The sequence below is a fragment of the Candidatus Protochlamydia sp. R18 genome, from assembly GCF_000648255.1.
GTDB classification, from domain to species: Bacteria; Chlamydiota; Chlamydiia; order Chlamydiales; family Parachlamydiaceae; genus Protochlamydia; species Protochlamydia amoebophila.
The window spans coordinates 1-20,376 of record NZ_BASL01000755.1; the positions used below are offsets into that span (position 1 = coordinate 1).

At 35.9% G+C, this 20,376-nt stretch carries 17 protein-coding genes and 2 pseudogenes; 6 read left to right on the forward strand and 13 right to left on the reverse strand.

The genetic code is table 11. The annotated features are described in order from the left end of the window. Positions 1-537, forward strand: a pseudogene (locus TY19_RS09795) (IS982-like element ISPasp2 family transposase); the annotation flags it as partial. Positions 538-652: 115 nt separating this feature from the next. Here TY19_RS09795 and TY19_RS09800 read toward each other — a convergent pair. Next, on the reverse strand, positions 653-991 hold the full coding sequence (locus tag TY19_RS09800; RefSeq protein WP_011175443.1) for an RNA recognition motif domain-containing protein: 339 nt from the start codon (positions 989-991) through the stop codon (positions 653-655). Positions 992-1,513: 522 nt separating this feature from the next. Between TY19_RS09800 and mutM the strand changes: the two genes are divergently transcribed. From mutM to ribH, 4 genes are read left to right on the forward strand one after another with little or no spacing between them, the layout of a single operon-like run. Then, the gene (gene mutM / locus TY19_RS09805; RefSeq protein WP_042282123.1) at positions 1,514-2,344 is read left to right on the forward strand and encodes a DNA-formamidopyrimidine glycosylase; all 831 of its coding nucleotides are present in this window, start codon (positions 1,514-1,516) and stop codon (positions 2,342-2,344) included. A gap of 20 nt (positions 2,345-2,364) precedes the next feature. Beyond that, positions 2,365-2,964 (forward strand): riboflavin synthase, encoded by a 600-nt coding sequence (locus TY19_RS09810; RefSeq protein ID WP_042282124.1) that lies wholly within the window; start codon positions 2,365-2,367, stop codon positions 2,962-2,964. Positions 2,965-2,977: 13 nt separating this feature from the next. Next, positions 2,978-4,216 carry a bifunctional 3,4-dihydroxy-2-butanone-4-phosphate synthase/GTP cyclohydrolase II gene (locus tag TY19_RS09815; RefSeq protein WP_042282125.1) on the forward strand — a complete coding sequence of 413 codons (1,239 nt, stop codon included), beginning with the start codon at positions 2,978-2,980 and terminating at the stop codon, positions 4,214-4,216. A gap of 30 nt (positions 4,217-4,246) precedes the next feature. Continuing rightward, entirely contained in the window at positions 4,247-4,765 is a 519-nt protein-coding gene (ribH, locus tag TY19_RS09820; RefSeq protein ID WP_042282126.1) for a 6,7-dimethyl-8-ribityllumazine synthase, read from the forward strand. A gap of 272 nt (positions 4,766-5,037) precedes the next feature. On the opposite strand, the gene TY19_RS09825 is transcribed toward ribH, so the two are convergent. Beyond that, positions 5,038-6,732: a leucine-rich repeat domain-containing protein gene (locus TY19_RS09825; protein ID WP_102035413.1), complete on the reverse strand. Its 1,695-nt coding sequence runs from the start codon at positions 6,730-6,732 to the stop codon at positions 5,038-5,040. A gap of 135 nt (positions 6,733-6,867) precedes the next feature. Between TY19_RS09825 and TY19_RS27335 the strand changes: the two are divergent. Further along, positions 6,868-7,000, forward strand: a pseudogene (locus TY19_RS27335) (IS982 family transposase); the annotation flags it as partial. A gap of 142 nt (positions 7,001-7,142) precedes the next feature. On the opposite strand, the gene TY19_RS09830 reads toward TY19_RS27335, so the two are convergent. The 11 genes from TY19_RS09830 to mgtE form a co-directional block, all read right to left on the reverse strand. Further along, positions 7,143-7,529, reverse strand: a complete 387-nt coding sequence (locus tag TY19_RS09830; RefSeq protein WP_042282129.1) for a hypothetical protein — start codon at positions 7,527-7,529, stop codon at positions 7,143-7,145. A 116-nt stretch (positions 7,530-7,645) separates the two neighbouring features. Next, positions 7,646-8,347, reverse strand: coding sequence for a hypothetical protein (locus TY19_RS09835; RefSeq protein ID WP_052354898.1), 702 nt, complete (start codon positions 8,345-8,347; stop codon positions 7,646-7,648). A gap of 51 nt (positions 8,348-8,398) precedes the next feature. Then, a complete protein-coding gene (locus TY19_RS09840; protein WP_042282130.1) occupies positions 8,399-9,154 on the reverse strand; it encodes a caspase family protein in 756 nt (251 codons plus the stop codon). A gap of 299 nt (positions 9,155-9,453) precedes the next feature. Continuing rightward, positions 9,454-10,557, reverse strand: coding sequence for a chorismate synthase (gene aroC / locus TY19_RS09845; RefSeq protein ID WP_042282131.1), 1,104 nt, complete (start codon positions 10,555-10,557; stop codon positions 9,454-9,456). Continuing rightward, positions 10,547-11,095, reverse strand: a complete 549-nt coding sequence (locus tag TY19_RS11895; RefSeq protein ID WP_052354899.1) for a shikimate kinase — start codon at positions 11,093-11,095, stop codon at positions 10,547-10,549. The genes aroC and TY19_RS11895 overlap by 11 nt, the downstream gene beginning before the upstream one ends. Continuing rightward, a complete protein-coding gene (gene aroA / locus TY19_RS13030) occupies positions 11,092-13,887 on the reverse strand; it encodes a 3-phosphoshikimate 1-carboxyvinyltransferase (protein ID WP_148300667.1) in 2,796 nt (931 codons plus the stop codon). The genes TY19_RS11895 and aroA overlap by 4 nt, the downstream gene beginning before the upstream one ends. 145 nt (positions 13,888-14,032) lie before the next feature. Further along, positions 14,033-14,635 carry a hypothetical protein gene (locus TY19_RS09860; RefSeq protein WP_042282133.1) on the reverse strand — a complete coding sequence of 201 codons (603 nt, stop codon included), beginning with the start codon at positions 14,633-14,635 and terminating at the stop codon, positions 14,033-14,035. 102 nt (positions 14,636-14,737) lie between these two features. Continuing rightward, the gene (locus tag TY19_RS09865; RefSeq protein ID WP_042282134.1) at positions 14,738-16,375 is read right to left on the reverse strand and encodes a diphosphate--fructose-6-phosphate 1-phosphotransferase; all 1,638 of its coding nucleotides are present in this window, start codon (positions 16,373-16,375) and stop codon (positions 14,738-14,740) included. Between the two features lie 27 nt (positions 16,376-16,402). After that, positions 16,403-17,194 carry an alpha/beta hydrolase family protein gene (locus TY19_RS09870; RefSeq protein ID WP_042282135.1) on the reverse strand — a complete coding sequence of 264 codons (792 nt, stop codon included), beginning with the start codon at positions 17,192-17,194 and terminating at the stop codon, positions 16,403-16,405. Between the two features lie 95 nt (positions 17,195-17,289). After that, a complete protein-coding gene (locus TY19_RS09875; protein WP_042282137.1) occupies positions 17,290-18,681 on the reverse strand; it encodes an L-serine ammonia-lyase in 1,392 nt (463 codons plus the stop codon). Positions 18,682-18,948: 267 nt separating this feature from the next. Further along, positions 18,949-20,313, reverse strand: coding sequence for a magnesium transporter (mgtE, locus tag TY19_RS09880; protein WP_042282138.1), 1,365 nt, complete (start codon positions 20,311-20,313; stop codon positions 18,949-18,951). Between the last annotated feature and the right edge of the window lie 63 nt (positions 20,314-20,376).

Genomic DNA, 20,376 nt, shown 5'->3' on the forward strand with positions numbered 1-20,376 from the left:
TCGATAGATGTTTGCCACAATAAACGCATAAAAAGAAACAAGGTCTTTAAAGGTTTAGCAAAGAGGGGGAAAACAACTTCAGGGTGGTTTTTCGGGTTTAAATTGCATCTCATGATCAATGAGAAAGGAGAAATTTTGGCTTTTCAGCTAACTCCTGGAAATGTTGCTGATGTTTCTATTGCCGAAACTTTGTCGAAAGGGATTTTTGGGAAACTATTTGGTGATAAGGGATATATTTCGAAAGAGCTTTCAAAGAGGCTTTTGAAACAAGGTCTTGAACTATTTACTACCCTAAGATCGAATATGAAGCAGAATCTTATGAAGTTAACAGACAAAATTCTTCTTAGAAAACGAGCTATTATTGAAACAGTCAATGATCAACTAAAAAATATTTCTCAAATTGAACACACACGCCACAGAAATGCCGGAAATTTTTTAATTAATCTATTAGCTGGGATTGTTGCTTACACTCATCAACCTAAAAAGCCATCTATAAATTTAGCAGAGCAGCATCGCTTGTTGTTAATGGCTGCCTAAAAACCCAAAATTCAGGTTATTAAAATCAATTTAAGTTTAGCTCAAAAAAAAAGGCAAAAGTAATAAACTTTTGCCTTTTCTAATCTATATGAGTTGATTAGTCAGAGTTGTTGAATTACGAACGATAATTAGAACGTCTGTCGCCGCCGAAAGAAGATCTGTCTCTATCTCCACCACCGAAAGAACGTGGCTCTCTTCTTTCGCTACGATCTCTTTCTTGCGCCAAGCTTACACGCAAACTACGATCAACTAAAGGCTTGCCATTTAATTCGCGAATAGCATTTTCTGCATCGTTTGCACTTTCCATTTCTACAAAGCCGAAGCCTTTAGATTTGCCTGTCATTTGATCAGTAACGATCTTGGCGCTAACAACTTTACCGAAAGCTTCGAAATGAGCTTTAAGCTGCTCTTCCGATGTTTTCCAAGAAAGGTTACCAACAAATATTTTCTTCATATAATTCTCCATAGGATTTAGTTAACAAGGGGTCTAACTAGTGCTTATTCAGCTCCCCTCGACTCTGAACAAGGACATGCCTTTTTGCCTTGGCAAAAGCCTTTACTGCAGAAGTATAAGCAAGGGGGAAACAAGTTATCTTATACTGAGCTTAATAGATCCATTGGGAAAGATGCGACATCGCTATCAATTCTAATAGGGCTCAAAAAGTATACTGTGAACCTCTTTGCGCTATACAAACCGTATGCGTAAAGGGTATGTGATAATTGACTGAACTACCTCAACTCATGTACTGATTAAATTGTATCATTTTTTTCTTTTTAGTCTAGAATAATGTCAAAAGATTCACATAATATTTAAAATATTAAAAAAATCAAGTTTTGAAAGAAGTCTTTTTCTTAAAATGATACAATTTATAAAAGATTTCCTAAAACCCTAAATTGGGCAAAATTTCCTTTGTAATTAAATTCTGTTTTGCAGCTAATCAAGATTAAAAATGATTGTAACTAAAATGAATTAACTATGCCTGAACTCCCCGAAGTCCATACCATTGTCCAAGATTTGAAACAAAGTAGGCTCATTGGTAAAAAAATTATTTCTACAGAAATTTTTTGGCCTAAAACGCTTGCTGTACCTGCACCTGAAATTTTCTGTCAGCAAGTCCAAGGTCAATCTATCCAAAATGTTGACAGGAGAGGTAAATACATCATTTTTCAACTTTCCAATCAGATGTTTCTCATTGTTCATTTAAGAATGACAGGACGGTTTCAATTTGTTACAAATCAAACCCCAGCCTCCCCTTACATTCGAATACAATTTAATTTTGAAAATGACGATCAACTTCGTTTTCATGATACACGCAAATTTGGTCGTTGGTATTTAGTTTCTGATTTAGAGGAAATTATAGGACACTTAGGTCCCGAACCTTTACTTCCCTCTTTTACATTCGAACTATTTGAACGTATGATGAAAAATCGAAAAACTTTATTAAAAACCTTACTACTAAACCAAAGTTTCATTGTAGGTCTTGGTAATATTTATGTGGATGAAGCTTTGTGGGAAGCAAAACTACATCCTTTGATTCCCGCCAATCAATTAGATCTAAAACACCTAAAGATTCTTTATCATAGCATTAAATATGTCCTTGAAAAAGGGATCCAAGCAAGAGGAACAACGCTTGGATCTGGGCGAACGAACTATTATCGCTTAGATGGCTCAAAAGGAGAACACCAAACTCTTTTAAATGTCTTTCGAAAAACTGGAAATCCTTGTCCTCGATGTGGTCATTTAATTGAAAAGCTAATTGTCGCGCAGCGAGGTACACACATTTGCCCCATCTGCCAAAAAAAATGATACAAGCTTAAAAGGAATTTATGTTTACTGGATTAGTAGAGGAAGTGGGATGTCTCACAAAGATTGAAAAACGGGGTGATGGAATTCGTTTTCAGATTGAAGCATCAAAAATTTTAGAAGATATTAAAATTGGAGACTCCATTAACGTTAGTGGTTGTTGTCTAACTGTTGTAGAGTATTTCAATCAGTCATTTTCTTGTGATTTAGTCGCGGAAACCCTGCAACGAACTTATTTTCATCACTTATCGATAGGGGATTTTGTAAACCTCGAAAGAGCCATTAAATATAGCGACCGCTTAGGAGGCCATCTTGTACAAGGCCATATTGACGATGTAGGACGCATTATTTCCTATTCAAACTTAGAAGGGGGATCTTACTGGGTAACAATCGAATTTTCTCCTCCCCTCTTGCGCTACGTTGTTCATAAAGGCTCTATTACTATAGACGGTGTTAGCTTAACTATTGCTGAAATCGGTGCAAGCCATTTTTCCTTTGCTATGATTCCACATACGGGTCAATGCACAATATTGGGAAGAAAAGGAAAAGGTGATTTAGTTAATGTAGAAGTAGATTTAATGGCTAAATATATTGAAAAATTGATGACTCCCTATCACAACTAAGGATAATGAATTCATGAAAACCTATCGATTAGAAGATGCGCTTTTAGCCTTAAAAGAAGGAAAATTTGTTATTGTTGTTGACGATGAAAACCGAGAAAATGAAGGAGATTTGATTTTAGCTGCAGAAAAAGCACATCCAAGTTCATTGGGATTTATGATCAGGCATACTACAGGCATTATCTGCTTAGCCATGAAAGGGCAACGTTTAGATGAATTAAAACTCCCTCCAATGGTTACAGATAATACAGATCGTAAACAAACAGCTTTTACAGTCTCTGTTGATTATTTGCATCAAGGTGTAACAACTGGTGTTTCGGCTGAAGATAGAACTAAAACAATTTTATCTCTCATTCACCCTCATACAAAACCAGAAGATTTAGGCCGCCCGGGACATATCTTCCCTCTTCGTTACAAAGAAGGGGGCGTTCTAAAAAGGGCAGGTCATACAGAAGCTGCTGTTGATCTGACAAACTTAGCCAAACTTTATCCGGCAGGTATCCTTGCAGAACTTATCAATGAAGATGGTTCCATGATGCGTTTACCAGAATTGGAGAAATTTTCCGACCTTCATCAAATTCCCATTATTACGATTGCAGAGCTCATACGTTTTAGAAGAAGGCATGAAAAATTAGTGAGCTGTTTTTCACAATCCCCTATTCCTACTCCATTTGGAGATTTTAACGCTTATGTTTATGAATCACAATTAGATGGAATTCAACATATTGCATTAGTGAAAGGTGAAATAAAAAATCAAAAAAACATTCTTGTAAGAATGCATTCGGAATGCTTAACTGGCGATGTTTTCGGTTCTAAACGATGCGATTGTGGCTCCCAGCTAAAACTTGCCATGGAAAAAATAGAGCAAGAAGGACGAGGAGTGATTATTTATTTACGAGGGCATGAAGGAAGAGGAATTGGAATTGGCCATAAATTAAAAGCTTACAATCTTCAAGATCAAGGGAAAGACACATTAGAAGCTAATCTTGAACTAGGTTTTCCAATTGATTCTCGCGAATATGGAATAGGAGCCCAAATTTTAGTTGATTTAGGGTTATCGACAATCCGATTAATGACAAATAATTTAGCAAAATATAATGGGCTAACAGGTTATGATTTAGAAATTACTGAAAGGGTGCCTTTACCTGTTTGTGTAACAAAAGAGAATAAACATTATTTACAAACTAAAAAAGACAAACTCGGTCATTTGATTGACTTAAGTGAAGATAAATTAGAAATTCATCATTCGACGTAACTTTTTCTTTAAATAAACAGGAATCATTAGATGAAAGAATATAAGGGTAAATTAAATATTTCAAAAGCTCGTATTGGAATTGTTATTTCTCGTTTTAACGAAACCATAACCAAAAATCTTCTTGAGGGGTCCTTAGATGAATTAGAAAGATATGGAATATCAACACAAAACCTTCCTGTTGCTTGGGTACCTGGTGCTTTTGAAATTCCTTTAATTGCAAAACAAATGGCCCTTTCAGGAGAATTTGATGCCATTATTTGTTTGGGCGCTATTATTCGTGGGACCACTCCCCATTTTGACTATGTTGCTAGTCAATCTGCTGCAGGAATTCTGAATGTTTCTTTAGAAATTAATCTTCCAGTTGTATTTGGAATCTTAACAACGGATACGGTGGAACAAGCCATGGAACGCTCAGGAGTGAAAATGGGAAATAAAGGGCGGGAAGCCGTTCAAACAGCCATAGAGATGATAGACTTGACTGATCAACTCTCTTTGCTTAGAGATCATTCCCATTCTTCGACTGCCAATAATGCTTCTATTTGTAAATAATAACTAATAAATAGTATTTAATTAATAACAAATGAATCCTCTTAGGATTTTTTAATCTAGTTATGGCAAGGGTGAGACATCAGAAAAAATAAAAAAACTAACCCCATAACCGCTTTTCTTTCCATTTGCAAGCCTATCCGACATAAAATCCAGGCTTCAAACTTCATTGACTTGTGAAGCTTTTATTCGCGTAAGCCTTTACCCAACTCCTCGCCTTCGAGCTGCTTTTTTTAACTTTTAGTTCCATTTCCCGGTAAAGCTTAAAAAGCTTCTTAACGCAATATTATAGCTGCTAAGAGTTTAAAATGCGCTAACCCAGCGTCCGTAAGATTATCGCATTTGCGCAGATTTAAATGCTGTAAAGCCACTAAGTGCCTTAAATGCGCTAATCCATCATCCGTGAGTTTATTGCACCTGCTTAGATTTAGATGTTGTAAAGCCGTTAAAGGTGTCAAATGGGCTAATCCTGCATCCGTGAGCCAATAGTATTCACTTAGCTCTAAATGCTGCAAATCCACTAAGAGCCTCAAATGGGATAATCCTGCATCGGTGAGATGTTCACAAGCGCTTAAATCTAGATGCTGCAAAGTCGTTAAAAGTATCAAATGCGCTAATCCATCATCCGTGAGTTTATTGCACCTGCTTAGATTTAGATGTTGTAAAGCCTTTAAGGGTTTCAAATGGGCTAATCCTACATCAGTAATTTTACGGCAACTTCTCAGATTTAGATGCTGCAAAGCCGTTAAAGGTTTTAAATGGGCTAATCCATCATCCGTGAGATTCCAGCATTCATTCAGCTCTAAATGCTGCAAAGCCACTAAGGGCCTCAAATGCGCTAATCCTGCACCGGTGAGATTCTTGCATCTGCTTAGATTTAGATGTTGCAAACCCGTTAAGAGCTTTAAATGGGCTAATCCTGTATTAGTAAGTTTAAGGCAACTTCTCAGATTTAGATGCTGCAAAGCCGTTAAAGGTTTTAAATGGGCTAATCCTGCATTAGTAAGTTTATGGAAACTTCTCAAATTTAGATGCTGCAAAGCCGTTAAGGGTTTCAAATGAGTTAATCCATCATTAGTGAGCCTCATACAGTGGCTTAGATCTAAATGCTGCAAACCCGTTAAGGGTTCCAAGTGGGCTAATCCATCATCAGTGAGATTCCAGCATTGGCTTAGATCTAGATATTGCAAAGTCGTTAAGGATGTCAAATGGGCTAATCCATCATCAGTGAGACCCTGGCATTTCTTAAAATGGAGTACTTTTAAATTTTTACAATCTTTTAATGCTAAAAGATGGGCATCTGTTAAATAAGCCTGATTTGAAAAATCAAGAGTTTCTATCTCATCTGAGAGGTGATTTAAAATTCTTTCAAACTCCGCCAATTGAGAGGTCTGGTTTAATAAGGTGCTCGCAACGGTGAATTCTAAATAGTTTTTCAAATTGTTTAATCGACATTGCTGCGCAAATTTTAAAAGCTCTTTTAATCCGACTAAACTCTCTTTAGTGGAGTTAAAGGGTTCAAGTCTTTGTGATTTGTACCCATCAATTAGCTGCTCTTCTAAGTTTTTCACTACTTTTGTTAGTTCATAATAATCGGCTAGTTGAATGGAAGAAGTGATCTCTTCCAAAGGAACTTTAAAATTAGCATCCATGACACAATTAAGCAAATGCGTAAACTCCTTTTGTGTCAAAGCCAGAGGATGTTGAAGGGTTTCTTGAAAATTTCCTGACCAAAGAGTTTTAAAATAAAGGGATTTTTCCCTTAACATAGCTAACTGAGAATGGGAAATATTTAGAGAAGTTCCATTTTGAAAACTTAGTTGAAATTCTTCAGGTGACGATGAAAGATCAGGAACTTGAATGGTTGAATCACCAGTTTCTTCTAGATTAGCCAAAGAATTGCCTAAGGGAATATCTTCATCTCTAGAAAGATCGCTAATTTCTTGAGATTGATAGTTAGAAGTGGTCATTGTATTGACAAGATAACTATAACTTAGAGTAGGAATATTCAAAATGACCATCCAAATGAGTGAAATAAATTTTTTAATTTATAAATATTTTAACAAAATTACATGTAGCTAAAAATCATTGCAATAGTAATCTGAATTTTGGCTTTTCAGCTTAACTCTGTAAGTGTTGCTAATGTCTTCCATTGCCGAAACTTTACCAAAAGGGATTTTTGGGAAGTCATTTGGCGATAAGGGAGTGATTTCGAAAGCACTTTCAAAGGGGCTTTTTTAACAAGGTCTTGGACAATTGACGATTATAAGTTCGAATAGGAAGCAGGAGCTGAAATTTTTACATTAAGATGAGACAATAGAGTCAAACTAGTCTCCATAAGTTTTGAGGGAGCCAATGCAATAAGCATCGCTCCCTTTTATTAAACCATGATCACAGAAATATTATGGTTTAGGTTGCGATTTTTGAAACCATCTACGGCTAAACTTATTCCAATGGCTAAAATAGCGGCTGATAATAGATTGACTCGATAATGAGAAAAAGTATTAATTAATACCTGGCTCAAAGTAATGCTTGTCGCTATTTGAACCGCTGAATGGTACCATGTCACAGTTGCATGTTGCTCAGCAGCAAACATTTTGCGAAATAAGGGAGTGGTTAGTGCACTAATTAACGTTGCAACAACTGCAGTGCCACTAACAGCTAGTGCTTGCTCGGCATTGCCATAAATAAGTGCATCAATGGCAAAAGTAATCACACCACTTTTTAACAAACTTTCAGGAAAATCAGAAGGAAGACGATTAAACATTAATTACCTCATTTATTTTTTATAATTATTTAATTAGAAATTATATTTAAATACAACTTTAATTTGCAATATTTAATTAAATAAAAATTCTAATTTTATTCATATGAGAAATAAATTTAGCGACTCAAATCTTTTTTACGTCGCTCAAAAGCATCAAACCTCTCTCCAAATGACTGAGCAATTTCAGCCACATTTGTTTGGATTTGCTCTATGATTTTATCCGTCGGACCGACATGCAATCCTTTCTTCTCCCAAGTAATAGCTTGAAATGCCATGGCAGGATCTAAAACAAACCGTTGTAAACTTACTGATTCAAATAATCTTCCTTCACAAGTCACAACATAACCTTTATCTATTGGATAAGCTAATATTTGAATTTGAAAAGCTGGTAAAGGGGGATGCCCGGGAGCAGCTAAAGTCACAGGATTAATGTTAAATTTTTTAAAGATTTGATTAACGATATTTTTTAAACTTTCCTCCGAGATAGCTAAAGGATCTGATTCAGGTTTGATAATAGAAACATAAACACCGATATTGCTAGACACATTTAGAAGATGATCTCCACCCTCCCACGTATTATTTCTAAACACGAGAATGCCAGGATGTAAATAAGTGGCTTGCTGAGGAACTAAAGCTGGAGGAGAAGCAACGGGTTTTAAAGAAGAAAGAGTGGGATTAACAATAGATGTTGTAGAAATAGGGTTTAAGGGTTCGAGGCGAGTCGACCCTGTTATCGTTTGTGTTTGAGCAATTGCAGTTGCAGAAAACAGTAGGGCAAAAAAGCAAATTTTGTAAAAAAAGTTTGTGGTATTTCGCATAAGTACTCCTTGATAAGAAAAATAAAAATTTAATTTATCAAGAAATTGTTATCAATGGTTGATTTCACAAACAGGTATTTGCACTTGTTGAATGTAACCATTGGCTCTTTCTAAAACTTTTTTCCAACTAGGAAATTTTTGAGATATTTCTCTGTTTAAGCTAACGAGAAAACACTGTGAATATAATCCCCCAAATGGGGATCCGTAAGAGAAATTTCCTGGACTGCAGCTACAAACAATAATATGCCCTTTTGCTCGGCAAAATAACTGGTTGTAACCAGAAGGATTTGTTTCTACTAAACGTAAATTAACAAATATATTTTTATTCTCACCTAAAAAGCCTTTTTCAATGTAATTATTGCAACAATCCCCTAAAACTAAAGAAAAGCGGGGTTTTTTAGACCGAATGGTTTCGTCAATCCATTTTAAATCCATTCCATGCTTATCAAGCTCAAATATTAAAAAAGGCCAAGGTGATTTTTTGTCTCGCGTTCGATAACCATGTCCAGAGAAAATGAACACTACGGCGTCGTCATGATTAACGGAAAAATTTTTTAAATAATCAACAATGAGTTGTTTGCGGAAACGTTTCCCTTCAAAAGTTATCTCTTTTAAAATCATATGCGTAGATCGAGCAATCATCTGCAGTTCTTTTTGCCACCTTGCCAAATCTGGGACCGTAATGGAATTGATGTCATGAATCGTATCAGCCACTAAAATTGTATGCAATGTAGCTGCCGAAATCATTTGTCCACAGCAAAATAAGCTTAAAAATAAAATAAAATACAAAGAAGGATTTTTTTTCATAAGAATTCCGCGAATGACTAAAAAATTTTGTTATTTTCCCAGTCGATTTTTTAAACAGAATCGTTGCTTTTAAGACGATCAAGTAAGTTTTGTTATTTCGAGGCGTTTAAAACAAACATTCGAGGCATAAAAAGGCATGAGAAATAAATTAGGGGTAAGCAATGAATTATCTTAAATCAATTAATAAAAAATTAGTATAAATTGATTTAACTTTATAAGTTTTTTACAATAAAAATTTTAAAATATCTATCTATTTAATTAGAAATAGATAGAATAAAAAACATCTATTGCTCAAAATTTCAATTCAGCTGACAAAATTTGCTCATCAAAAAAGCATCAACTAATACTAATGCCATCATAGCCTCAACAACAGGAACAGCGCGAATGGCAACACAAGGATCGTGACGAGACCCAGTGGGTAAACGATAATCACAAATTTCACCTTTCTCATTCAAAGAAGTCTGCACCTTGTTTATGCTTGAAGTTGGCTTAAAAGGGACTTTAATGATGATAGGCTCCCCTGTTGAAATTCCTCCCAAAGTTCCTCCAGCATGGTTAGTTACAAAAGAAATTTGATCATTTTGGATTCCAAATAAATCATTATGTTCAGATCCTCTCATCTGAGAGGCCTTGAATCCCTCTCCTATCTCAAATCCTTTAGAAGCTGGAATAGACAGCATAGCTTTTGCCAAATTTGCCTCTAATTTTTCGTAAACAGGATCACCCCATCCACAAGGAACATTAAAAGCCATTGCTTCAACAATCCCTCCCACAGAATCCCCCTCTTTTCTGGCTTCTTCTAAAACTCCTTTCATTTTTTCAGCAGCTGGTGAGGGAGAAAAAAGGGAACTATCGCGAATGATTTGTTGCAATAAAGGCAAGTTATTCATATGGTCTGATAATTCAATTTTTCCCTCTATTTCTCCTATGGAATAGAGATAAGCAACCACTGAAATTCCAACGTCTGATAATATTTTCTTTGCAATGGCTCCAGCAGCGACACGGCAAACAGTCTCTCTTGCTGACGCTCGGCCACCTCCTCGATAATCAAAAATCCCGTATTTATTTGAATAGGTATAATTTGCATGGCCTGGACGAAAAAGGGTATGCATTCCTTCATAAGCGCCGGAATTTACATCTTTATTCCAAATGATCAAAGAGATAGGAGCTCCAGTTGTTTGTCCATTAAATAAACCCGATAAGATTTCTACTTGATCTTCTTCTCGTCTTGGTGAAGTTAATTCATTGCGGCCAGGTTTTCTCCAATATAGCTCTTGATTGATGTCCTGCTCAGTTAGAAAAATTCCAGAGGGACAGCCATCAATCACAACGCCCATCGCTTTTCCATGAGATTCTCCCCAAGTCGTCATTTTAAATAAATGACCAAAACTGTTAGATGCCATTATTTTCCTCTTTAACGAATTGAAGGCTCATGAGTAAATGAACAGAAAAATCGTTGTTCATAGATCCGTTCATATCGATAGTTTGATCTGCCCAATTTTCATAAATTAACGTTCTGCTTGCATAGAGTTTTTTCAAAGATACATCCGAAGATTGTTCTTGAGGAATATAGGCTGGTAACTCAGTTTGACTGAAAATACGCTCTTTCCAGTTTGAAAAAGAAAGTTTCAAATAAATTAATCGACAATATTTTTTTAGCGCGTTTCGATTTTGATCATTATAAATCACTCCTCCTCCGGTTGCAATAATCGTCTGTTTAGTTGGCTTTAAATCATCAATGACATCCCTTTCTAAAGAACGAAAATAGGCCTGCCCAAATAATTGAAAAATTTCTCGACATGTTAACGTAGGATGTTTTTGTTGAATTAGCCAGTCTGTATCAATAAAGGCACATTCAAATTTTTTAGCCAGCCATTGCCCACATGTTGTTTTCCCACACAAAGGTAGACCAATCAAAGCAATGCTTCTTTTAGAAATCATGAAAACCGAGCCCCAAGTTTTTTTAAATCTTGAATAAAGTTGGGAAAACTCTTTTTGATGCAATCAATCCCTTTCACTTCAGTAATACCCTCGCTAGCCAGCCCGGCTACGATTAAAGCCATTGCTAGGCGATGATCATCATAACTCTCAACAATGGACCCTTGCAAATTAGAGTTACGAATCAGTAACCCATCATCTGTTTCCATAATTTGCGCTCCCATTTTTTTTAACTCAATAGTGATACAGCTCAATCGATTACTTTCTTTTTGTCGAGCAATTGCTGCATTGATTAAACGGGTCTCCCCTTTTGCGAAACAAGCAAGAACAGCTAAAATAGGAACAGCATCAATAAAGGGGTTGACGTCGATAGTTGTTCCCTTCAATAAAGCCCCTGGTAAAACTGTTAACGTGTGATTTGCCTGATCAATTTGAATATCAGCTCCCATTTCTTGGAGAACATGGATTACTTGTTTATCTCCTTGTACATCACTCATATCAACGTTATACAAAGTGATTTTTGATTGAGTTAAAATAGCTGCTGCTACAGGAAAGGCGGCAGCACTCAAATCGCCTGGAATATTTACCTCAAAATGAGGTCTCTGTTGAATTCCTTCAATCTTAAAGTATTCATAGTTTTGATTAACATAAGAAACTCCTAGACGGTTCAACCAGTGAAGAGTGAGGTCAATCCAAGGTTTTTCACCTGGATATTTAACGAAAATTTCTGTTGTGCCATGAATAAATGCTGATGCCATCAATAGAGCAGAGACTGGTTGCGAATCCTGTCCTTCTAACTCTGCTGTTCCTTCATAAATAGGTCCTTTGATAATTAAAGGGGCGTACCCATTCTCTCTTGTTGATTTGGCAAAAGCTCCCAAACATCTTAGCCCATCTAAAAGTGGTTGTGCTGGACGGTTAGAACAAATTGAATGATCGCCCGTGATGACAGTATATCCATGATTTAAGGCTGCAAATGCCCCCACAAATCTTAGAACTTGGCCTGAATTCCCAACATCAATTACCCCTGAAGGGGTTTTAGGTTGGCCAGCAACACCTGAAATTAAATACTCATCTTGAACCTGTTCAATTTTAGCTCCTAATGCTATAGCCGCCAACTTAGCATGTTCCACATCGGGAGAGTCTAATAAATTTTTAACACGTGAAATGCCTTGGGTCATTGCCCCTAATAAAATAGCTCTAATTGAATGAGATTTTGAGGGAGGTAAAGAAATTTCTCCCGCTAAAGTGCTTTTTTGAACAGCAACTTTTTTTTGATTAAATGGCATTGGAAGTGCCTCTCGTATTGTTTGTTCAATAAGTTTTTGATCGAACTGTTTATTAAACCAAAAACCAAATTGAAAGGCAGCTTGATGGATAAAAAGTTCGATCCCGTGATGAATTTCGCAACCTTTTAAACGCGCTTTTTGCAAAAAAAGAGTCTCGAAAGGATGTGAAATCGCGTCTAAAACAGTAATTTGTTGGGGAATCCAGTCAGCCGAAACAACTAGTGCATCCACATGAGGTGACATCCCCACAGAAGTCGTCTGAATTAGAATATCACATTCATTTTTTTTAGCATCTTTAAGTTGTTCAAAGCCTCCCCACTTTACCTGAATCTTTTCAGCAACATCTTTAGCACGTAAAACTGTGCGATTTAAAATCGTAACTTCCGCTCCTCTTTTTTTTGCTTCATAAGCAATTGCCTGGGAGGTTCCTCCTGCTCCAAGTAAAATCAATTTCTTATCTTTTAAGTCTTCGACTTTTAGTGCTTTTAAAGCTCCGATTCCATCTGTATTAGTTCCGCTAATTATTGAAGAGCTGAACAAAAGAGTGTTACAAGCTAAATGACTCTCATCATCCATATTCAAAGCAAGAATTTTTTTTACTCGTTCTTTATGAGGCATTGTCACGCTAAATCCACGAACAGAAAAATGTTGGATATGCTGAAAAAACAATTCCAATTCTGTCTCTTCGACATCAAATTTAATATAAACAGCATTCTGATTTAAACGATCTAAAACAGCATTATGGGTCAAATGACTCAAACTTTTATCGATTGGATGTCCAATTAAACCAAAAATTTCCGTTTGCTGGCTAAGTTTTTTAAAGCGATAGGTTTGAAAAAGCGTTTGAAATGAAATCTGTCCAGGGGCAGATTCTAAGCCTTCTTTTAAAGAAGCAAATGTAAATGGTTGACCCGTTACGGGAGCTAAAATTCGCGTACACTGCCCCTTCATTCCGAGGCCGATTGTACACAGGCGCCTCGAATGTTTATTTTCTTGCTGAGCCATTTCAAGAAGTTTGAGAGAATCAATGATAGAATGGGTATAGCAAGCTAATTTATAATAATTTCCAGGCAAGGCATATAATTGATCTAAGCAGGTTTTTAGATGAGGTGTCTCCTTCACTTCGTGCCAAGAAATAATCCACTGTGTCTGAGGAGAAATTTTTTGAAGCTCTTGAAGCCATTCTAAAGGAATATCCGCTTCTATATCGACAAAGTCAGGCTGTCTTTTAGCTAATTCTTTAAAGATTAAAAACTGTTTTTGAATATTTCCTAAAAAATTTCCTCCTTGTGATTTTTTTCGAAGTGTCCAAATTAAAGGACAATGAGCTATCTCTTTTAATATGTTTAATTCTGCAAAATCAATTTTTAACAGCTTATCTAATCGAATTTCAATTAAGTCCACTTGCGAAGGAAGTTGTTGAATTTGATAGATAAACGCATCGCAGGTAAGACCAATTAAAGAGACACATAATTGACAAGAATGAAAAGAGGGCTTTTGTGCCATAAGATTCAATGCAATTAAAATCAATAAAAATTACTTAACTGCTAGAATACTTATCTCAGGGTTAAGTTTTCAATTGTTATTTTTTACAGCATTTTTGAATCAACTTTTGCCTGTAAATAAGAGAATGGTAATTCTTTATTACATGTTAAGACGGTATTTTAGACAAAAGACGAAAAGATTCAATAAAATGTTTGTAATCAGCTATATCATAATCTCTATTTCTAGCAACGTAAGTTAATACATAAACAGTTTTATCTATCATAAAAGACTTTCCTTCAATATCAAATTCTTTATTGACAAGATGAAAATCAATAGCAGACTGCTCTTGGAAAATGGCGTCTCTTTGCTCTAAAAGATGGTTAGCTGAATCACTAGCAATTAACTCATCAATAACTGATCGAACAATGGCATTTTTATCGGTTGTATTGAAGTCTTGGGGATAAGTGATGACACTGATCATGAAAACGGTCCCATTAATTTTTTCAGCTGCATACATCGCATAACGACGTTTAACATCTGTATTAGGAACATTCACAGCTTCTTTAGCATATTGAGGCATAGAAGGAAATAAAACTTTAAAATCTCCTGATTCAGAAGTAAATTCTCTCCATTCTGCATAAGGAGGAACAATTTTTTCGCTTTGTGTTAGCCCCGGAAGCACTTTATAAGCATCTTTCATATTTGCAGCTAAAAAAATCACTCCCACCATCAAAATTGCAAAAATAGACATGATCACATTTTTATACATATTGCCTCAAAAAAACTAAAGATGCCGTTCAAATTTGTTAAACTTCTTTCAAAACTTATTTAATTTCTATATAGCGCTCTAAAAATTCTTTGCCAAACTTTTTTAAAGCAAAAGTGAAAGAGGCTTCATCTCAGTCAGATTTTTAGGTCCTTCAAACTGAATGGGGCCGGGCGAACGATAGTCATCAGTAATTTGCCATTGGTCTCTTACTGAGGCATACTGTTTAAAAAACGGTCCTTGCAAATCGACAAGAAATTTTCGAATCACAGATTTTTGTTTACCTTGTCTTTTTTCTATCTGAAGCATTCGATAAATTGGCACTCCCATAGGGCTCCATCTCTCAATAGGCTCTGATAATTTTTTTAGACAACTCATATAACCCGTAACACCGGATTGAACCAACAAAGTAGCTACAAATCCGAGAGCATAGCAATATTGACAATCAAAGTTACTGGGTAATCCAGACCGTCCTTCATAACCACAAAATTGAGGTTGAGGGCTAAATGTTCCTTTATAAATGCCTTCTTGCTTAAGTCGTTTTAGCTCTTTTTCTACTAACTTTATTAATAAACGTTCCGTCTCTATTTTCGATACCTGTACATTTCCATGTGAGTCTCTTTCTAACAAAAGTTGATCGCGTACCTCTTTTGGGAGGGCTAAAAATGTTTTTGCTTCGTTTGAAGTAAGCTGAGAAATGATATAATTATCTTTTTCTTCCGGTATTAACAATTCTTCTATTTTTTCTGAGTGAGAAAAAAGTAATTCATTGAGCTTCTGAATCAACGCTCCAATTTCAGAGATAGATTCTATTAAACCTTCCGGTATTAAAACCACTCCGTAGTGAAGATTTTTTTCAGCTCTTTTACAAATCATGGTAGTGATTTGCCCAACAATTTCTTGAAGAGTTTGTTTCTTTTCTGCAACTTCTTCACTAATAAAAACTAAATTAGGGTGTGTCAATAAAGCGCACTCGAGAGCAAGATGAGAAGCAGAGCGGCCCATCAATTTAATAAAATGATAATATTTTTTTGCTGATAAAGCATCTTTCAAAATATTTCCAATACATTCCGCATATATTTTACTAGCAGTATCAAATCCAAATGAAATGTCTATAAATTCATTTTTAAGGTCTCCGTCAATTGTTTTTGGAACTCCAATAACAGAAGTTTTTACGCCAGCTTGTTTAAAATATTCTGCTAAAATAGCTGCATTGGTGTTAGAATCGTCTCCTCCAATAATGACTAGTCCATCCAGTGATAAAGTTTGAACAGTTAACATGGCTGCTTCTAATTGAGCGGGAGTTTCGATTTTTGTTCTCCCAGATCCGATCATATCGAATCCTCCTTGATTGCGATAGGAATCGATCACCATTTTTGTTAATTCGATAGAGGTGTTCTTCAATATTCCTAAAGGACCGTCAAGGAAACCCAGTAATATGCTTTCTGGATGAATTTGCTTTAAGGCATCAAATAAACCGGCAATCACATTATGTCCTCCTGGAGCCTGACCTCCAGATAACACGACACCTACTTTTAAAGGTGTAGCTTCTTTTTTGTTGCCGCGGCGAAAAGTAATAATAGGTTGCTGAAATGTTTGTGGAAACTGCTCTTGCAAGGCGGGATCAGAGAGACAAATTGATTTTTCAAAATTTGCTACAATTACACTTAAATCTTGCAAAAGGAGGGGAAGCTGAGGTTGATACTTTAAACGGTGAATTTGCAACGGGCTAAAAGAAATCATTGCTACCTAAATGCTCATGATCATATTTTACAAAGTTTCTTTAAACCAAGTACAGGTTTCGTAAAGTGCCTTTTCTCGCTCACTTTTATCCGAAAAATCATGATCAGACTGCGGGAGCAAGATAAATTTAGTATTTTCAATGGATTCTCGAGCATTTTTATAAGCTTTTGCATGTTCAATCTTTACAATAAGATCTTTTTCGCCATGAATATGTAAAATAGGAACGTTCTTAATATATGTTAGTTTTTGCTCAATATTCAGCTCAAAAAACTGTTTTAAGAATTCTTTATTGGGAGCATGTGAAGGCAGATGTTTTAGAATTTCATTTGTAGCTAAAAGAGAAGGATTAGATTGAATTAAGTCCCATAATTTTTTCCATGGTCCGCTCGTAAAAACAGGAGCCCAGAGTGCCAAGCTTTTAATAGAAGGATATTCGCAAGCAGCTAAAACAGCAATTGCCCCACCTAAAGAGCGCCCAAGTATTCCAATACGGTTGAGATCAATTTGAGGATCTTTGGATAAAAAATTTAAACAGACTAAAGTATCACTTAGTTTACTTTCTAAAGTGAGATCTTCAAACTCCCCTTCACTATCCCCAGCGCCTCGATAGTCGAATCGAAGAACAGCAATTCCTTGCCTCGCTAATTCTTTACCCAAATTAACAAAAAGTCGAAATTTACCACTTTTGGTGCCTCCAAATCCAGAACAAATGACAACAGCGGGAACCGGAGTAGTTTTGAGAGGGCGGTGTAAAATAGCGAAAATTTTTTCGCCCTGATTAGTAAGGGTAATGGCTTCTCGTTCTTCAACTTTTTGCATGGAATCCTAAAAATATTGAAAAAATTAAAAGGCAATGACAAGACTAAAACAACTAGATTTTTAAACAACTTTATTTTTGCAGTTATTTCTTTAGCCTAACATTCTGGTACATTAACAGCCAGCCCACCTTGAGATGTTTCTTTATAAATAGACATCATATCATGGCCAGTTTGTTTCATTGTGGCGATTACTTGATCTAAAGTCACTCGGTGCGTACCATCTCCATGTAGTCTAGCTAATCTTTCTGCATTAATCGCTTTAGTAGCCCCCATTGTATTTCTTTCAATACAAGGAATTTGCACTAAACCTTTAATGGGATCACAGGTTAACCCCAAATTATGTTCCATTCCGATTTCTGCTGCATTTTCAATTTGTTCATTGCTTGCACCAAGAGCGGCTGCAAGGCCAGCTGCTGCCATTGAACACGCAACCCCAACTTCTCCCATACACCCCATTTCTGCCGCTGAAATCGAAGCTCCTTCTTTGTATAAAATTCCAATTGCTCCAGCTACTAATAAAAAAGTGATAATTCCTTTAGAATTTGAATTTTTTATAAATTTTTCATAGTAATGAAGCACAGCGGGAATGACTCCGGCTGCTCCGTTCGTTGGAGCTGTGACAACACGCCCTCCTGCTGCATTTTCTTCATTGACAGCCAATGCCCACAGACTGACCCAATCTATAACTTCAGCACGATCTCGTTTTTCTAAAGGTTTTAATTCTTGTTCTTGTAAATATCGATAGATACTTGCTGCGCGCCTTTTAACATTTAGGCCTCCAGGTAATACCCCTTCTTTTTCGCAGCCATGCTTTACACAAGTCTGCATGACATTCCAAATATTGAGAAGTCCTATTTCAATTTCTTCTTCTGTACGCCAAGATTTTTCGTTTTCCCACATCAATTCAGCAATTGAAAAATTATGTTTTTTACAAAGAAGTAATAATTCATCCGCCGTTTTAAAAGGATAAGGTAAATGATGATCATTTTGACAAATTGCTTCATCTTTCATGGCTGCATGATGATCGACAATAAAGCCACCGCCTACTGAATAAAAAACTTCTTGAGATATTTCTCGATGGCAGGTATTAAAGGCTGTAAATCGCATTCCATTGGGATGAAAAGGGAGCTGTTTATCAGAATGGAAAATTAAATCAACTTCTTCTTGAAACTCAATCAATCGAGAATTAAGTAAAGAGATTTTGCGATTTTCCCGAATCCATTTAATCCGTGGCTCTACATCTCTTGGGTCGATTCCTTCCGGAGCATTTCCTTCTACGCCAAGCAAAACAGCAATATCTGTGGAGTGTCCTTTTCCTGTTAAAGCCAATGAGCCATAAAGCTCCATTTTTATTCTGTGGACATCCACTAACATATCGTTTAACTGTAAATTGACCACAAACTGTCGCGCTGCGCGCATGGGTCCAACTGTGTGCGAACTCGAAGGGCCAATACCAATCGAAAATAAATTAAACACACTGACAGCCATAAAAAATCCTTAATTAATGATTTTTTGCCTATTCTTGACAAGAGATCGGATATTTTAGCAAAAAAGTTTCATTACACAAAGAAAAATTATTTGACGATAAGTCTTTTAATAAAATGAATTAATTTTATTTGTTTAAAATACGGAAAATTTGCTAATTAAACCTTTAAAATAACTTAAAGAATTTAAAAATCATGAGGCAGGTACGCCAAATACTCCTTAGCCTGAATAAAAAGTTTTGGCAGAGATAATTAATTATTTGCGCATTGGCTATAAAAGCGTTCCTTTCAACAGAAAGATAGCAACCATAAAATAAATGATTAGCCCCACAACATCAACCATTGTTGCAATAAAAGGGGCTGAAGAGGTGGCTGGATCAAAACGAAAATAGCGCAAAACTAAAGGAAGCACAGCTCCAGAAAAAGTTCCCCATAAGACTACTCCGAGTAAAGAAAAGTAAATGGTAAGAGCAATTAAAAACCAATGATCTCCATAGATATTTGAAAACTGACTCCAAATAATGACTCTTAAAAATCCAATTAACCCTAGAATTAGCCCCAAAACAACTCCTGAAGCACATTCTCGCTTAACTATTTTCCACCAATCTTTAAGTTTAACTTCTTCAAGTGCCATCGCACGAATAATTAATGTCGCAGCTTGCGAACCAGCATTTCCTCCGCTGGAAATCACTAAAGGTAAAAATAAAGCTAAAACAACTGCTTGAGCAATTTCTTTCTCGAAATACCCAAGCGCTGTTGCAGTCATCATTTCACCTAAAAATAGAATGACCAACCAGCCAGCTCTTTTTTTAATTAATTCTAGAAAAGGTGCTTGCATATAAGGTTTGTCTAAAGCTTCCATTCCCCCAATTTTTTGAATATCTTCCGTTGCCTCTTCATCTGATAAACGAAGAATGTCATCAATTGTCACAATTCCTAATAAGACTCCTTCATTGTCAATGACAGGTAAAGCTGAGCGATCATGCATACGGAACACATTAATAGCTCTTTCTTCATCTTCTTTAACTGAAAGAGCAATCACATTTCCATTTAAAATACTTTCCACTCGCTTATTCCGCGATATAAAAAGAAGATCTCTTAACTTAATGTCATCAATTAATCTACCTTTGTAATCAATCACATAAATATAATCGATTGTTTCACTGTCATGCCCATATTCTTTAATATGATCTAAAACTTTTTCAATTGTCCAATGTGGTAAAACAGCTAAATAATCCGTTGTCATTAAGCGGCCAATACTCTTTTCTGGATAACCTAACAATTTTAAAGTGAGCAAGCGCTCGCTAATAGGCAATAATTTGACAAATTCATCTACTGTTTCTTTAGGTAAAACTTCTAGAAAAGCTGTTCGGTCATCAGGTGCAAAAGATTTGAGAAGCTTGGCTGCTTGATAGGAAGGCAATGCATGTAAAAGAAAGTTCTGTGTTTCCTGAGAAAGATAATCAAAACATTCGAATGTTAAATTTTCCGGAAGCTCTTTGAACATACGTAATTGAAATTTTTGAGGCTGATTATTCAAAAATTCGGCAATTTCATACCCTGTTAAAGCTTTTAAAGCCTTTCTGAGACGTTTTGTATTTCCTGAGCGAATCAATTCATTCATCAAGTCTTGCATATTTTTCGTCTCACATCATTTTTTTAAACTTAAAAAAAGTTTCTAAATAAATTTTATATAAAA

Bases quoted from the DNA above. Each gene is read 5' to 3' on its own strand.
- aroC (WP_042282131.1), bottom strand. From the start codon at position 10,557: ATGGCATCTAACAGTTTTGGTCATTTATTTAAAATGACGACTTGGGGA.
- mutM (WP_042282123.1), top strand. From the start codon at position 1,514: ATGCCTGAACTCCCCGAAGTCCATACCATTGTCCAAGATTTGAAACAA.
- mgtE (WP_042282138.1), bottom strand. From the start codon at position 20,313: ATGCAAGACTTGATGAATGAATTGATTCGCTCAGGAAATACAAAACGT.
- TY19_RS11895 (WP_052354899.1), bottom strand. From the start codon at position 11,095: ATGATTTCTAAAAGAAGCATTGCTTTGATTGGTCTACCTTTGTGTGGG.
- TY19_RS09830 (WP_042282129.1), bottom strand. From the start codon at position 7,529: ATGTTTAATCGTCTTCCTTCTGATTTTCCTGAAAGTTTGTTAAAAAGT.
- TY19_RS09810 (WP_042282124.1), top strand. From the start codon at position 2,365: ATGTTTACTGGATTAGTAGAGGAAGTGGGATGTCTCACAAAGATTGAA.
- TY19_RS09815 (WP_042282125.1), top strand. From the start codon at position 2,978: ATGAAAACCTATCGATTAGAAGATGCGCTTTTAGCCTTAAAAGAAGGA.
- TY19_RS09860 (WP_042282133.1), bottom strand. From the start codon at position 14,635: ATGTATAAAAATGTGATCATGTCTATTTTTGCAATTTTGATGGTGGGA.
- TY19_RS09870 (WP_042282135.1), bottom strand. From the start codon at position 17,194: ATGCAAAAAGTTGAAGAACGAGAAGCCATTACCCTTACTAATCAGGGC.
- TY19_RS09800 (WP_011175443.1), bottom strand. From the start codon at position 991: ATGAAGAAAATATTTGTTGGTAACCTTTCTTGGAAAACATCGGAAGAG.
- ribH (WP_042282126.1), top strand. From the start codon at position 4,247: ATGAAAGAATATAAGGGTAAATTAAATATTTCAAAAGCTCGTATTGGA.
- TY19_RS09840 (WP_042282130.1), bottom strand. From the start codon at position 9,154: ATGAAAAAAAATCCTTCTTTGTATTTTATTTTATTTTTAAGCTTATTT.
- aroA (WP_148300667.1), bottom strand. From the start codon at position 13,887: ATGGCACAAAAGCCCTCTTTTCATTCTTGTCAATTATGTGTCTCTTTA.
- TY19_RS09875 (WP_042282137.1), bottom strand. From the start codon at position 18,681: ATGGCTGTCAGTGTGTTTAATTTATTTTCGATTGGTATTGGCCCTTCG.
- TY19_RS09825 (WP_102035413.1), bottom strand. From the start codon at position 6,732: ATGACCACTTCTAACTATCAATCTCAAGAAATTAGCGATCTTTCTAGA.
- TY19_RS09835 (WP_052354898.1), bottom strand. From the start codon at position 8,347: ATGCGAAATACCACAAACTTTTTTTACAAAATTTGCTTTTTTGCCCTA.
- TY19_RS09865 (WP_042282134.1), bottom strand. From the start codon at position 16,375: ATGATTTCTTTTAGCCCGTTGCAAATTCACCGTTTAAAGTATCAACCT.